Here is a 13,819-nt window from a genome sequence, read left to right on the forward strand (position 1 = left end):
CCGTCGAGTACGAAGCCGCGTACTACAGCCAACAACAACCAAACCTGCAGGTCACAGCCACAACCTAGAGTCTCTACAGAACCCGCAGCGATTCACAATGCCTCCCCTCCTTCCGTCACCAGGCGTCCTTCCACACCTGGATCTACCGCATCACCGTCAACCGCTGCCTCAACGCCAAGCGCCGCCACCGCTCCGCCCTCCCCCTGCACACCGTGCCCGAACCCACCGACCCCGACCCCGTCTGCGCCCCCAGCGCCGCCGCCGAAACCGCCGCCCTGGCCCGCGCCCTCCTCACCGCTCTCGGCCGCCTGCCCGATCACCAGCGCACCTGCTGGGTGCTCTACGAACTGCACGGCCTGTCCTACCGCGACATCTGCCACATCACCGGGGTCCCGGAACCGACCGTCCGCGGCCGCCTCTTCCGCGCCCGCCGGTCCCTTCAGGAGGCGATGGCCTCATGGCGCTGAACCACCTCCCCGCCCACCCTCCCCGCCACACGCCACCGCGCTGGCCAGGCGACAGCCTCCTGCCCTGCGGACACCTGCTGAGCCACGCCTGGGACGACCAGACCACCGCCGCCGCGTGCCCCTCCTGCCGCCAAGCCCGCCAGGGCCTGGCCGAAACCAACCGCGCCGTCCACGCCCTCACCGCGACGCCCCCAAGCCCCCCAGCCGGACTCATGCCCCGCGTCCTGGCCGCCGTCCGCGCCCACCCCCACCCCGGCCGCCTCCTGCCACTTCCCTCGATCAGGCCCACCCACATCACCGAAGCGAACGCAGCCAAAGCACTACGCCACGCCGTCGACACCACCTGCGAGGCACTCGCCGCCAGCTGCCGCCTCACACCCCTGTCCGGAGGCGAAGTGGCCATCACCATGACCCTTCTGGCCACCTACGACCGCCCCTTGCCCGGACAGGCCGACACCGTTCGCCGCACCATCCTCACCACCGCCCACCGTGATCTCGGCCTCAGTGTGCGCGCCGTCGACCTGTGCATCACCGACCTCGTACCCGGCACCGACTCCGTGACCTGAGCGAGAGGGCAGGAGGGCACCCGCACCGCGACGTCCAGGGGCCACGCCAGCAGGGACGCACGGATCGAGGGGAGCGCTGAGATCGACGACGTCGGCGTGTTCACCGTCGCGGCCCGGGACAGCCTCGCCCGGCCGATTTTGGCGTGTGGGCGAGCTGGACATGGACCAGGTCCCCGTCTTCCGACATGTCGCGCATCGCATGGTGGCGGCCCGGCCGGTGCCTCCGATGCTGGCGCTGGATCTCCACGATGTGACGTTCGTCGACTCGTCTGGTCCGAATGTCGGCGTCGGTTGAACCGTGGTTCTGGATCACTTTCCGTGCCAGAGCCACGGAGCGTCACCAGAACCGAGATCATGAACGGTCGTGGCTCACGCTCTCCTCCAGAACCTCTGGTTCCACCACACCGACAACGTCGCGCTCAACACCATCACCATCCACCACCAGCACGTGACCATCCACGCCGCAACCACCGGCGACGTCATGCCGCGTGGAGGACGCGAAGGCGGAGCAGGTCGAAGTTGGCGCGGCCGAACATCTGCCGCTTCAGCATTTTGATCTTGTTGTTGTGGCCCTCGACTGCGCCGGAGCTGTAACGGAGGCTGAGGCCGGCGATGACGGCGTCGAGGTCCTGGCCGAGGCCGGTGACGAAGGTGTGCAGAGCGGGCAGGTCGTCGGCCTGGACGGCCACGATCCACTTGTCCAATTGCCAGCCTTCGCGGTTGTTCATCAGCTCGGCGAACGCGCGGACGTGGTGGGCGGTTCGGTCGAGTGCCGGGCACCGGGCCAGGATCGCCTTGAGTTGCTGGGCCTGGCCCTCGGTGAGGCGGTCGGGGCGGCGGGTGAGCCAGCTGGTCACGTCCCGCACCGATGGTGCCTTGCGGGGTGGGACGTGCGGGAGGCTCTCGCGGAGCTTGGCCGCGTAGACCTTCACGACGTTCTCGCCGCCGGGGTATCCGCGCTCGCGTACTTCCTCGAACAGCCGGTGGGCGACGGTGCAGCCTTCGGCCCATCGCTGGTGCAGGTATGGCTTGTAGGGATCGAGGATGCTGGCGCGGCCGGTCCACCGCCCGACCAGGAGCTCGTCCGCGCACGCCGCATGCGGTAGCGGCGGACAGTGTTCCGCGCCAGCCCGAGCTGGCGGGTGATCACCCGCAGTGCGATGCCCTGGTCAAGCAGGGCGTGGACGGCCGCGTGCTGTTCGCGGACCCGGTCGGACAGCCGGCCGGTGGTCCGCGGTTCCATCGGCGATGCCGCTTCGAGGTCCAGGTTCTCCATGACCGCGGCGGCCGTGGCGGTGGTGTTGTCGCTCGGCTCACGCAGCAGGGCTCGGTGCTGGACGACGGTCTTCTCGACAGCCTCGGCCAGGTTCGACCAGATGTGCCAGCGATCTGCGACATGGACCGCCTCCGGGGCACCGAGGCGACCGGCCTCGGCGAAGGCGGGAGACCGGTCCCTGCAGATCACCTTGACACCGGGATGCTCGGCGAGCCACCGGGCCACCGTCGACGTCGTGCGGTCCGGCAGCAGGTCGACGGGCTTGGGCGTCTCGATGTCGATCAGGATGGTGCCGTAGTCGGGCCCTTTCCGCAGGGCGAACTCGTCGATGCCCAGCACTCGCGGCGTCGCCGCTGCCCGCTCGGGCAGGGCACGTATCAGCCGCAGCAGCGTCGAGCGGCTCACCGGAACGGCGAGCGTGTCCGCGAGGCGCGATCCGGCTCGCCCAGCCAGCATCAATGCCAGGCGCTGCAACGCGGCGTGCAGTCCCTGGGTTCGCCGTCCGTGGCGGAACGTCAGCCCGGCTGCCTGCTCGACGAACGTGGCCCTCGGGCACGACGGTTCGCGACACCGGAACCGGCGGACGAAATTACTTAAAAGGCAAGGATTCGGACGAGCCAACCTCGACTTCCTCCGCAACTGAGATTGTCTTGAGGGGGTGACAAGTGGTGATCCTTTCGCTACTCCATGGGTATGAGGTACGCGGATGGCGGCGGATTGACCGCTGTGGGGCGGGCGAAGCGGGAACGGGTGCGTTTCGAGGCCGCGGAGCTGTTTGAGCAGGGGGTGCAGCCGCCGGAGGTCGCGCGGCGTCTGCGGGTGTCGAGGAAGTCTGCCTATGCCTGGTATGCCAGGGCGGGACGGCGGGGTCGAAGCCCTGGTCTCCAAGGGATCGCAGGGCCCGCTGTGTCGGCTGGACGCGGCACAACTGGCTCGGCTTGAGGACGAGTTGGAGCGTGGGCCGGCGGTACATGGCTGGACGGAGGACCAGCGCTGGACCCTGGCGCGGATCGTGGTGCTCGTCCACCGGCTGTTCAAGGTCTCCTACAGTCTGAAGGGCATGTCGCTGGTGTTGCATCGCATCGGTTGGAGCGTTCAGGTTCCGGTGCACCGCGCGGTGGAGCGCGACTTAGGCGGCGGTGGCTGACTGGCGGGAGGGGACCTGGCCTGAGGTGGGAAAACGGCACGGGACCAGGGCGCATGGGTGCTCTTCGAGGACGAGGCCGGTCAGTCGCTGAGGCCGCCGAAGGCGCGCACCTGGTCCCACAAAGGGGTCACACCCATCGTGAAAGTCGCCGGCAAGGGCTCGGGCCGTGTCTCGCTCGCCGGGCTCGTGTGCACCCGACCTGGCCGGCCCTCCCGGCTGATCTACCGGATGCTCGTCCCCCACGGCCGCAAGGGCGAGAAGAAGGGCTTCCGCGAGAAGGAGCTCGCCCGTCTGCTGGACGCCGCACACCAGCAACTCGGCAGCCCGATCGTGCTGGTGTGGGACAACGCCACCACCCACACCGACCACGCGATGCGCGAGCTCATCGCGGCCCGGTCCTGGCTGACCGTCTTCCGCCTCCCCGCGTACGCCCCGGACCTGAACCCCGCCGAAGGCGTGTGGGCGCACCTGAAGAAGAGCCTGGCCAACCTCGCGCCCCACTCCACCGACCAGCTCGCCGCCGCCATCCGGACCCGACTCAAGAAGATGCAGTACCGCCCCGCCCTCATCGATGGCTTCATCGCCGAGACCGGCCTGATACTTCAACCCTCGTAATCACCCTGCTGGTTCAACCTCAGAAGCGCATACTCCTCACGCCCTGACCCGGCAGCCGGTTGGTCGTACCGGCCCGTGGGCCGGTAGCGTAGTGATCTTCGCCAGAAGCGGGCTGGCGGAGTCCTGAAGGTGAACGCCGATGACCGACTTGCACGCCCGACGTGCGAAGCTTCGCCTCAACGCGGCCCTGGAGGGCCTCGCACTCGTCTTCCGCGGGGCAACTGCGCACCCCGAGGAGTCGAACTGCGAGTGCCACTGGGGCGGCGCGGAAGAGCTCGCCCTCCTCAAGGTCCCGGGTGTGAGGCTCGATCCTGACCTTCTCCGACGGACCTGGTGGGCCCCCGACTGGACCGACCACGGCGCGGTGCTCCGCCGCATCCTGCCTCAGCTCGCGTGCGCCGTCGTCGACAGCCGATCCGAGTCGTTCGTGTACCGGGACGAGATCGGTGTCTCGCTCGCCCGCGGGCGCTGGCAGGAATGGCCCCGGGAGCAGGCCGCGGCTGTGCGGGAGTTCCTGCACGCAATCTGGGTCCACAGCCTCGTCACCCCCGATGCCGTCGCGCCCACGCACCAGACCCTCGTCCTATGTGTCGAGGCGTCCGGCGTACTGAGCCCCTGGCTCGACGTCTGGGAGGCGCTGGAGCACCCGATGGCCGACCAGAACCTCGCGGAGGCCGTCGACTCATGGGACTACGACCTACTCGCCGACAAGCTCCCCTGGCGCACGCGGCACGACAGGGACGCCATGGTGGCCGTGCTCACTTCCTGGCTCACCCGCCATGCCCCCGCCCGACTGAGGGCACACAACGCACCGGAGGATCTACTCCACCGTCTGAGGTTGATCGGCCTCACCGGGCCCGCCCGCTGGGAAGATCCACATTGGCCCGACTACATCTACTGACCGTGGGGCAGAGGTGCCGGGCCCGAGGCACTCCGGCCAGGTGGAGCCGTCACAAGATCAGCGACAGAGCCGAATTACGTGACCGTCCACACCTGCCTGTAGGGCGGCCTGTGAGGCTGTGTGGCTTGTAGAGCAGCGCGCGCCGCTGACCTGCCTCCGCGAAGTTTGACTGATGGCCGTTTGTCTCCGGTGCCGGGCGATGCGGGGCGCCATGCGGCTGTTGCTCGTATGGTCCTGTCGACCTCGTTGTGCATCCGCTCCGTCTCCTGGCCCGGCTCGGGTCCGGTGTATCGCCGCGGTCTCCGCTTCGCCGCCTGCCGGCCGTGGCCCCGGCGGCTCCCGGCACCTGACGCCACTGACAAGGCCTCAGCCCTTGGCCGACGACTCCCTCTCGGTGCGAGGTGATACAGCGCCGGGGGCGCCGGAGGCGGCCCGACCGAGCCCGCCCGCGCTGACACCGGTGATCCACACCGCGGCGAGCAACCGCCACAGCGGCTCCACCCTGGTCACCACGGGCACCGGTATCGCGATCAGGGAGAACAGCAGCAGGGGGCCGGCGGCGGCACCGAAGAGAAGTAGCCACCGTGGCCCGCGTCCCTGGGCCTGCGCGCGTCGCGAGACGTACCACAGCAGCCCGGCGAGCCCGGTCAGGTGGAACGGGCCGCCCACCGCGAGCGTGAGCCTGGCTAGGACGACAAGGGTGGCGTCGTCCGCACGGCTCGCGACCGCTGCCAGGGCCAGTGCCAGCGCGCTCGACACCGCGAAGGCTCCGGCGGCGAGCCAGATCGCGTACCGCGCGTGGCGATCGGCACCCACTGCGGCGGATACCCCGAGGCCGAACCGGAGCAGTCCTGCAGCGGCGACCAGCTGGAGCAGCGACGACACAGCAACCGCCGTACCGCTGTGCTCGTAGTAGTCCCGCAACTGGCCCACGGTAGCGGTGGGCAGGAAGACGGAGCCCCTGGCCAGCACCGCTCCGAGAACCAGGCTGGCGATGAAGCCGACCACGAAGACCGGGCCGCCGAGTCGCCACCCCCGGCGTAGATTTCTGTTCTCCATGTCCCCCCACATTCCGAGTCCGACCCCACAGGAGCGCCCGCATCGACAGAGGTCGCACCCCCTGCTGTCGCGGCTTGCCCAGCAAACCCGGAACTGCCGTGTGGCGTCGTCGTACCGATGGAGGCGGTTCCGCTACTCCCTGGGGAGTAGCTCCGGGGAAGCGCGCACAGCAGATCCACGGCGGTTCGAAGGCATGGCCGAACAGGCCTGCATCACCGCCAGGGTGACCAGTCCGGCGTCCGGGTACTGGCCGATCTGGTGCTGCCGTGGACGGTCGATGAGCCCGTCAGGTCCTATCCACCGTCTTGCGCTGCCCAAGTCGGTCGCCGCGCATCGTGCCGGCGATCCGCACGGACGGTAGTCGGACCCACGGGATACGACCTTCCGACGCAGGACGGCGGCCGTCAGGTGCTCGGCGGAACAAGCCAGGGAATTCTCGAGACTTCGTGCTACACCCGCCCGCCTGCCGCAACCAAGATCGGCACGGCGCTCGTCCCACTGATGGCTCGAAGGTGCCGAACGCCAGGGGGAAGCGATGGCCGCGGTCGAACCGCAAAATCCGGAAACGGTCACAGCACGGGGGCGCGTACCGGTTCGTCCAACCTCGACACGGCGTCGGCGGGTCGCCATCCTCGGTGCGGCCTGTGCCCTGCCGTCGTTGATCTCGGTGGCCATCGGCAGTGTCGCCCAGCACTTCGAGCTCGGCGGCGGGGGGCGCGTCCCCGGAATCCTGCACCTGGTGGTGATGCTCGCGGTCGTCATACCGGCGTACTTCGTCAGCGTCCACGCCCTGCAGCCGACCGCCCCCCGGTGGCGCTGGCTGCTGGCGCCCGCGCCGATGGCGCTCGGCCTCGCCGCTACCCACGCACTGGCCCTTCTGCTGCCCTTCCGCCCGGGCCTGCTGAGCGTGCTGGTGTTCGCCCTCCCGTCCTTCGCCCTGGCCGGCGCCGTGGTGCTGCGCTCACGTGCCGCCCTGCTGGCGGCCGTCGGCACGCTGCTGGGCGTGTTCGTGCTCGCGTTCCCGCTGCGGGCGATGCAGCGGGAGGTGGGGGTCCAGGACCTGCTGCGCGGGGCCGATATCCCGTCCCGGTCCCTGCTGCGGCCGGTCCTCTCAGCGGATGTGCTGGTCACCGGGGTCAGCGGGGACGGACACCGGGCGGTCTTCGTGCTCAGTGGCCCGGCGGACCTCTACGCCGGCAGCGGCGGACTCGGCGACGGCTTCGACAAGGCCGCGGTCGAGACGGTCTCCCCGGGCTACAACGACCCCTGCGGCCGCCCTCTGCTGTCCGCGGACGGAGAGAACCTCACCACCAGCCCGTTCACCCCCTGCCTGCCGGAGCCGGGCGGCCTGTGGTCCGATGGAGCGAACCGGTACGTTCTGCAGCGCGACGGCCTCACGATCACGCTGGCCGGCGCCGGCAGCGCGCTGAGCACCCTCAGCGGGGGCGGCGAGGTCCGCCAGGCCATCCTGGCAACCCATCCCGCCACCGAACCCGAACTGCGCTCCCTTCAGGGCTGGTTCCCCTCCAGCTGGCTGGGCGGCTTGTTGCTCTGACCACGTGGAGACGGGACGGTGACACCTACCGTTTCCCGGGGGAAGTCCGGGCACCGGAGCGCCGAAGAAGAGGAGCAGGAGAGTCGGCGCGCTCGAACCCTCCCGCCTTGCTCGCCACCCGGCAGCGCACCGGTCTGGCCGACGAGATGTGGCGAGAGATCGCCCCGCTGCTCGCCGAGGAGGGAATCACCGAGGACACCGATCCGACCGACCTGCCGACCCTGCAGGCCGCCGGCCGCCTGGGCGCACGTCAGCTACCAGCCAGGGCGACGTCGTACAGAGGATCTGTCCCGGTTGATGCCGGTTCAGATGGCTGGGGTGGCTCATGAGTAACCCCGTCACTCGAACAGAGGCCACCCAGGGGAAGCTATTGAACGCGTTCAAATATACTGCGAGGATGATGCTCCTGTTGGAGCTGCCGAAGGGGTGGAGCGGCCATGGGTGCCGTGCTGAGAACCGAGAGCGCCCTGGCGTGGTTCATTCGAGCCGCCGTCCGCTATCTGTTCGCCCTTGGCTGTGGATGGAGTGCCACGGCCGGTGGTTGCGCGCTCTGGCTGGCACATGCCGGTGAGCTCTCCGGATCGGAGTTCCTGACCGGCTTCATCGACCTGGGGCTGCTCCTGTTCGGGTGGTTCGGCGTGCCGTCGCTGCTGCTGCTCCTTCTCTCCGCGCCGAAGAGGGAGAGCGAACTCCATCGGCCCGTCGTCACCGTCCTGTGGTGCGGGCCGCCGATGTTCGTGCTGTTCATCAGCGGGTGGGCGCTGATCGGCATTCTGTTCCAGATCGGCTGCGCCGCCTTCTTGCTGCCCTCACCGCGCCTGCTGATCGTCCGCCGACCGGACCGCCCCTGATGAGGAGCCCACGCCCGCCGAGTCCTGTCGGACCTGGTCTGGGCTCACGACATGGCCACGGGGAAGAGCCGGCCCGTCGACCGGAGCGCCGACGAGGCCAGCTGGCTGCTCTTGTTCTCGCGTCCGGCTGGTGCCAGCCGGGTTGTCGCGTGGGGACTGGGGCGGGGTGCTGTCCGGTCTCGGGTGCCCGGCTTGTGGGTTGTCCCGCGGGCGGGTCAGGTGGGCTGGTCCCTGCGCGGGGACGCGCGGATGATCGGCATGGTGCTCTCCGGCCGCGATGCCGAACTGGGCTCGATCGCCCGCGCGTGGCTCGCGGAGCACGGCGGATCGGCCGACGACTGACGGTCCGTGCGGCTTCCGGATCGACCGGATTTATCGGTGGAGCGGCCGGGTGGTGCCGGGGGATGATCTCCGGCGTGGCTGAGGATGCGGTGGCGGGCGACGACGCCCGGGCGTGGGACGAGCGGTTGGGCTGGGCGTTCGGGCTGGTCGCGGACGATCCGGCCGAGCGGGCGGGCGCGCTCGCCAGGCTGGTGAAGGCCCGGCAGGAGGTCCACGGTGCGTTCGACCGGTACAACGCGGTGTGGCGGCTGACGTTGCCGTTGGGGACGGACGAGCGGTACCGACACCCCGAGGTTCTGCGGGCGTACCAGCTGATCCGCGAGGCCCGGCGGCATTCGCTGCCGGACGGCCTGTGGAGTCGGTTCGAGGTTGGTGACCTGGGCGCCTGGCCGGGGCTGCCCTACGCCTTGCTCTTCCTGGAGTGGGAGGCCCGGTTCCCGGAGGAGTGGACGCGGCACGCGAAGGCGTGGGGGACGAAGGAGGTTCTCCTCCGCGATCTGTCCCGCGCCCGCCTGGACGGGCCGAGCCGGGCGAAGCTCACCGACCTGGTGGAGATCGTGGTCAACCGCCCGTACCGCTGCAAGGACCGCGAGTACGTGCGGATCGCCCGCGCCGTCGACAGCGCCGACCTGCGTGCCAGGCTCGACCGCGCGGCCGCGTCGGACGACCCGTGGGCCTGCCGCCACGCCGGGTACGTGCGGATGCTCCTCGACCGCCCCGAACTGCCGAACAGCCGTCGCGTCTGGCAGTCCTGGGTGGACGCCGACCCCTTCCCGGCCCAGACGCGGACCCGTTTCATGGAGTCGTCCTGGACACGTACTTCGACGGTCTTCTCGCCGCGGGCGATGACTCTGTTGCTCAATTCGGACCGCAGGTCGGTTGACTGCGGCATGATCGCTCCTGCGGTCGTCTCGTGGGCAGGCGGTCGCGGGGGTGGTGCGGGTGTCGATGAGGGGGGCGGGACTGCCGGAGGTCCCGGAGCAGACGGCGCTGGTCGCGGCGGCGGCTTTCCCGAAGGGGACGCTGGCGATGCGGGTGCGGGAGAAGCTGGCGGAGGTCTTCGCGGACGAGCCGTTCGTGTCCGCGTTTGGGGTGTGCGGGGCGCCGGGCCTGTCACCGGGGATGCTGGCGCTGGTCACGGTGCTGCAGTTCGCCGAGAACCTGACCGACCGCCAGGCAGCCGGGACGGTGGTCCGGGCGATCGACTGGAAGTACGCGATCGGCCTGGAGCTGACCGATCCGGGGTTCGACTTCACGGTGCTCGCGAAGTTCCGGGCCCGGTTGGTCGAGCACGGCATGGAGCGCCTGGTCTTCGACCGGCTGGTGGAACACTGCCGCCAGGAGGGGCTGATCGGCGCCGGGGGCAAGCAGCGCACCGACTCCACCCATGTCATCAGCGCGGTGCGGGACCTGAACCGGCTGGAGCTGGCCGGGGAGAGCGTGCGCGCGGCGCTGGAGGCGCTGGCCGTCGCGGCCCCGTCCTGGCTCGGGCAGGCGATGCCGGTAACGGAGCTGGAACTGCGGTATGCGGCCAGGGTCGACTCATGGCGGCTGCCCACGTCGAAGACGAAGCGGGACCGGCTGGCCGAGGTCTACGGCCAGGACGCGCTCGCACTGCTGCACGCGATCCACGCGCCCGACGCCCCGGTGTGGCTGCGGGAGATCGAGGCAGTCCAGCTGCTGCGGCGGATCTTCATGCAGACCTACTACGTGCACACCGACGCCCGGGGACGGGAGGTGGTCAGGAAGCGGGAGGCCGAGGTGGACGGCATCCCGCCCGGCCATCTGCGGCTCGCCTCCCCCTATGACCGCGACGCGCGCTGGTCCGCCAAAGGAGACGAGCTGTTCTGGTGCGGCTACAAGGTCCACCTCACCGAAACCTGCGACGACGGCACCACCGGCGCCGCACCTGCGGCCGGAGCCGACGCCCAGGCCCCGAACCTGATCACCGATGTGACCACCACCGTCTCGACCGCACCGGACGTGAGCGCCACCGCCGGCGTCCAACAGCGCCTGACAGAGCGACAGGTCAAGCCGGGCGAGCACTACCTCGACTCCGGCTACCCCTGCGCCGAGCTGGTCACCGCCGCCGCAGGCGAGGGCATCACCATGATCACACCGCTGCTGGCCGGCCACTCCGCGCAGGCCCGGGCCGCCGAAGGCTTCGACAAGAGCGCCTTCCGCATCGACTGGACAGCTCGTCAGGTCCGCTGCCCTGAAAGCCGTACCAGCACCGGCTGGTATCCCGTCCAGCAGCACGGCCACGACGCCATCGTGATCGAGTTCGCCCGAGCTGACTGCAGCCCCTGCCCTTCCCGCCGCAAGTGCACCACCGCCGCGCGCGGCAACCGCATGCTCACCCTGCGACCCCGCGAGCTGCACGGGACTGTCGCCGCCGCCCGCGCCGAGCAGAAGACCGACACCTGGCAGGCCAAGTACGCCCTCCGCGCCGGGATCGAGGGCACGATCAACCAGGCCCTCGACGCCACCGGGTTGCGCCGGGCCCGCTACCGCGGCCTGCCCAAGGTCAGCCTGCAACACGCCTACTCCGCCACCGCGATCAACGTCATCCGGCTCGACGCCCACTGGACCGATCAGGCCCGACGCCCGCGGACCAGCCGACTCACACGACTCGCTCACCAACTCGCAGCTTGATCACCAACCCGAATTAAGCAACAGAGTCGAGCAAGATCTCCTCGCACGCCGCGATCGGGCTACCGCCGAGGGCTGGCAGGGTGAGATCGAAGGACTCGACCTCACCCTCGCCTTCCTGCGAAGCAAGCGCGAGCAGGCACGACGCTTCCAGCGTTAGGGCCCCGTTTTGCTCGGCCTCCCGGTGATCCCTCATCAAGAACCCCAGGTCACAGACGTGTGATCAGCAGCGCCGAGACGAGCAGTGCTCCGGAATGCAGGGCCTGATCTGCCAAATACATTCCATTGAGCCCGGCCGTCCGCAGCTCGGCGAAGGCCGGCGAGCCGGTGCGCTGCAGCAGCCAGCGCACCGACCACCGCCGGTCCAACAGGGCATGAGTTGCCGCCGACCAGGCGAACCCGGCGGCCAAGCCGGTCATCGACAACGGCAGCGGGATGAACAGCCGCACCAGGGCGAGAAGCGCGGCGAGGACCAGGTGGTACTGGCTGACGTGGGCCAGGCACGCGGCCCATCCCCGCCGCGGGCTCGCCCCGGCGGCCACGTCCTCGGCCGTCGGCGCCCCCTTCCGGCGCATACGCTGTCGCGACGGAACGGAGATCTCGGAGCTGGAGGCGGCATGGCCTTGACGTGGTTGGAGACGGAGGGCGGCCCGTTCATCGTGGTTCCACGCGATGCCCTGTCGCACTGGTCGGGAACGGAGGGCGACTACGACCGGGCCTGCGAGGTGGTGGAACTGGTCGGTGTCCTCGCCCTCCCTGGTGACGCCGAGGCGCTCGTCCTCGGGGATGAACCGCTCTCCACCGCCTACCTTCACGAGCACCGAGTCCTCGTCCGCTGGTGCTGCGCAGAAAGCGAGGAAGGCGTCGCTGACATCGTCCTGGCCGGACTTCCCACCGCTGAGTGGGAGGAAGGACCCGTTCTGAAAACCACGGGCGAGCTCGTTATGTTCGACGCCGCCTACTTCGGCACCGAGGTCGGGACACTCACGGACAGCACTGTTCTTGAACTCGGCGCCGGCAGCTACCGAGTGGACTCGGCAAGCGTCGAGCCCGACCGCCTCACGTCCTTTCGCGTCCACCGATTCGTTGAGCTGACCTGACGCGGCGTTGGTGCAGAGAAGGTCAAGCGCATAGGCGCCCGTGCCGAGCGTCGGCGCGTACAGGCCCTTGGCGTCGGTCGGGTGGTGCGGGTGCGCAAAGGTGCCCAGCGACAGAACTCGGTCTTGTTGGCGACCCGGGCGAGTATCGGCAGGTTCGGATATCTGGTGGTGCGGAATAGCCCGGACCCGAGGGACTGCGGCAGCCGTGTAATTGGGTTGTGCAGTTAGCCGGGCGCCCCCGAGGATCTGCCCATGACCACGACCGATGTTTCCGTGCTGCCGATGTCCTCCTCCGCTGTTGCGGGGCGGGGCCAGCAGCAGCCCGGCTGTCCGCGGAGGTCGACTCTGCACCGCGCGTGAGCGCGGCCCTGGTCGCGGGGCTCCTGGCTGGCTATGGCATCGCCATGCCTGTGGGAGCGGTCGCGACTTATCTCGTGGCCCTCACTGCGCGGGCGTCGTTGAGAGTCGGTGCTTGGGCCGCTTTGGGTGTCGCGACCGCTGACGGCCTGTATGCACTGATCTCCATGGTCGGAGGCTCAGCGCTCGCGCCCACCATCCAGCCGATCACGCTGCCTCTGCATTGGGCCTCGGCCGTGGTGCTCGTTGTGCTGGCATGCCGGAGTTCCGTGACGGCCATCGTCCAGTACCGCCGGCGGGAGGTCACGGGCAGGGCTGACCAGAGGCTGATGAGTCCGGTGCGGGCGTATATAGGGTTGCTGGGCATCACGATGATGAACCCGATCACCGTGATCTACTTCGCGGCGCTGGTGCTCGCCAGTCAGGGCACCACTGCGCCGGATCACTGGGACGAGGCTGTGTTCATCCTGGCGGCTTTCGTAGCCTCCGCCAGTTGGCAACTGCTGCTCGCCGCCGGCGGAGCCCTGCTCGGCCGAGTGCTGACGGGTCCTCACGGCCGTTTGTTCACCTCCCTGGCATCCAGCGCCGTGATCGTTGGACTTGCCGCCCACCTACTGGTCGCCCAGTCGTGATCGGCGGGCCACCTCGGCCGCGTAGGCGGCTCTGACGTGTCCGGCCGACCAGCGCTCAGCCGCAGACGCGCTGACGCCGAGCAGGCGCTGGACAACCGCGGCGGGCATCTGGGTGCAGAGATCAAGCAGGGCCGCGCACCGACCGGACTCCGGCGGGAGTCCGGTCCCCCTGAGCCGGTTGTTGAGCTGCCTGCTGGTCAGCGCCCCGGAAGATTTCAAGTCCAGTGAGACGGTCGTGACGTTATGAGGTTTGTGGTGCGGGTTCCCTGCGCTTGGCCGGGTCGTTGATCCACGCCGTC

Annotated in this window: 15 protein-coding genes and 1 pseudogene; 12 read left to right on the forward strand and 4 right to left on the reverse strand. The window is 69.5% G+C overall.

Annotation, left to right across the window (positions count from 1 at the left end; translation table 11 throughout):
* Positions 1 to 113: 113 nt before the first annotated feature.
* Positions 114 to 467 (forward strand): annotated as a pseudogene (locus ACH4J0_RS41800) (RNA polymerase sigma factor); the annotation flags it as partial.
* Positions 458 to 1,033 (forward strand): hypothetical protein, encoded by a 576-nt coding sequence (locus tag ACH4J0_RS41805; protein ID WP_396246438.1) that lies wholly within the window; start codon positions 458 to 460, stop codon positions 1,031 to 1,033. The pseudogene ACH4J0_RS41800 and the gene ACH4J0_RS41805, both read left to right, overlap by 10 nt.
* A gap of 479 nt (positions 1,034 to 1,512) precedes the next feature.
* Here ACH4J0_RS41805 and ACH4J0_RS41810 read toward each other — a convergent pair whose 3' ends face one another.
* Positions 1,513 to 1,965: a transposase gene (locus ACH4J0_RS41810; protein ID WP_396246439.1), complete on the reverse strand. Its 453-nt coding sequence runs from the start codon at positions 1,963 to 1,965 to the stop codon at positions 1,513 to 1,515.
* Positions 1,962 to 2,948, reverse strand: a complete 987-nt coding sequence (locus tag ACH4J0_RS41815) for an ISL3 family transposase (protein ID WP_396246440.1) — start codon at positions 2,946 to 2,948, stop codon at positions 1,962 to 1,964. The genes ACH4J0_RS41810 and ACH4J0_RS41815 overlap by 4 nt, the downstream gene beginning before the upstream one ends.
* Positions 2,949 to 3,002: 54 nt before the next feature.
* Here ACH4J0_RS41815 and ACH4J0_RS41820 point away from each other — a divergent pair, with 54 nt between their 5' ends.
* The 4 genes from ACH4J0_RS41820 to ACH4J0_RS41835 all read left to right on the forward strand — a co-directional run bounded on the left by ACH4J0_RS41820 (position 3,003) and on the right by ACH4J0_RS41835 (position 4,972).
* A complete protein-coding gene (locus ACH4J0_RS41820) occupies positions 3,003 to 3,251 on the forward strand; it encodes a helix-turn-helix domain-containing protein (RefSeq protein ID WP_396246441.1) in 249 nt (82 codons plus the stop codon).
* Positions 3,148 to 3,456 (forward strand): winged helix-turn-helix domain-containing protein, encoded by a 309-nt coding sequence (locus tag ACH4J0_RS41825; protein WP_396246442.1) that lies wholly within the window; start codon positions 3,148 to 3,150, stop codon positions 3,454 to 3,456. The genes ACH4J0_RS41820 and ACH4J0_RS41825 overlap by 104 nt, the downstream gene beginning before the upstream one ends.
* A gap of 57 nt (positions 3,457 to 3,513) precedes the next feature.
* Positions 3,514 to 4,071 (forward strand): transposase, encoded by a 558-nt coding sequence (locus ACH4J0_RS41830; RefSeq protein WP_396246443.1) that lies wholly within the window; start codon positions 3,514 to 3,516, stop codon positions 4,069 to 4,071.
* Positions 4,072 to 4,210: 139 nt separating this feature from the next.
* A complete protein-coding gene (locus tag ACH4J0_RS41835) occupies positions 4,211 to 4,972 on the forward strand; it encodes a hypothetical protein (RefSeq protein WP_396246444.1) in 762 nt (253 codons plus the stop codon).
* Between the two features lie 366 nt (positions 4,973 to 5,338).
* Here ACH4J0_RS41835 and ACH4J0_RS41840 read toward each other — a convergent pair whose 3' ends face one another.
* Positions 5,339 to 6,031 (reverse strand): hypothetical protein, encoded by a 693-nt coding sequence (locus tag ACH4J0_RS41840; RefSeq protein ID WP_396246445.1) that lies wholly within the window; start codon positions 6,029 to 6,031, stop codon positions 5,339 to 5,341.
* Between the two features lie 658 nt (positions 6,032 to 6,689).
* On the opposite strand from ACH4J0_RS41840, the gene ACH4J0_RS41845 reads away from it, so the two are divergent.
* The 4 genes from ACH4J0_RS41845 to ACH4J0_RS41860 all read left to right on the forward strand — a co-directional run bounded on the left by ACH4J0_RS41845 (position 6,690) and on the right by ACH4J0_RS41860 (position 11,434).
* On the forward strand, positions 6,690 to 7,586 hold the full coding sequence (locus ACH4J0_RS41845; protein WP_396246446.1) for a hypothetical protein: 897 nt from the start codon (positions 6,690 to 6,692) through the stop codon (positions 7,584 to 7,586).
* Positions 7,587 to 7,693: 107 nt separating this feature from the next.
* Positions 7,694 to 7,915, forward strand: a complete 222-nt coding sequence (locus ACH4J0_RS41850; RefSeq protein ID WP_396246447.1) for a hypothetical protein — start codon at positions 7,694 to 7,696, stop codon at positions 7,913 to 7,915.
* Positions 7,916 to 8,023: 108 nt separating this feature from the next.
* Entirely contained in the window at positions 8,024 to 8,437 is a 414-nt protein-coding gene (locus tag ACH4J0_RS41855) for a hypothetical protein (RefSeq protein ID WP_396246448.1), read from the forward strand.
* Positions 8,438 to 9,727: 1,290 nt separating this feature from the next.
* Entirely contained in the window at positions 9,728 to 11,434 is a 1,707-nt protein-coding gene (locus ACH4J0_RS41860; RefSeq protein ID WP_396246449.1) for an IS1182 family transposase, read from the forward strand.
* A 206-nt stretch (positions 11,435 to 11,640) separates the two neighbouring features.
* Here ACH4J0_RS41860 and ACH4J0_RS41865 read toward each other — a convergent pair whose 3' ends face one another.
* Positions 11,641 to 12,006, reverse strand: a complete 366-nt coding sequence (locus tag ACH4J0_RS41865) for a hypothetical protein (protein ID WP_396246450.1) — start codon at positions 12,004 to 12,006, stop codon at positions 11,641 to 11,643.
* Between the two features lie 42 nt (positions 12,007 to 12,048).
* On the opposite strand from ACH4J0_RS41865, the gene ACH4J0_RS41870 reads away from it, so the two are divergent.
* Together ACH4J0_RS41870 and ACH4J0_RS41875 are read left to right on the forward strand one after the other, a co-directional pair.
* Positions 12,049 to 12,531: an Imm21 family immunity protein gene (locus ACH4J0_RS41870; protein WP_396246451.1), complete on the forward strand. Its 483-nt coding sequence runs from the start codon at positions 12,049 to 12,051 to the stop codon at positions 12,529 to 12,531.
* 356 nt (positions 12,532 to 12,887) lie between these two features.
* Positions 12,888 to 13,520, forward strand: coding sequence for a LysE family transporter (locus ACH4J0_RS41875; RefSeq protein WP_396246452.1), 633 nt, complete (start codon positions 12,888 to 12,890; stop codon positions 13,518 to 13,520).
* Positions 13,521 to 13,819 lie beyond the last annotated feature (299 nt).

It is taken from the genome of Kitasatospora sp. NPDC017646 (assembly GCF_044329365.1).
Taxonomy (GTDB): domain Bacteria; phylum Actinomycetota; class Actinomycetes; order Streptomycetales; family Streptomycetaceae; genus Kitasatospora.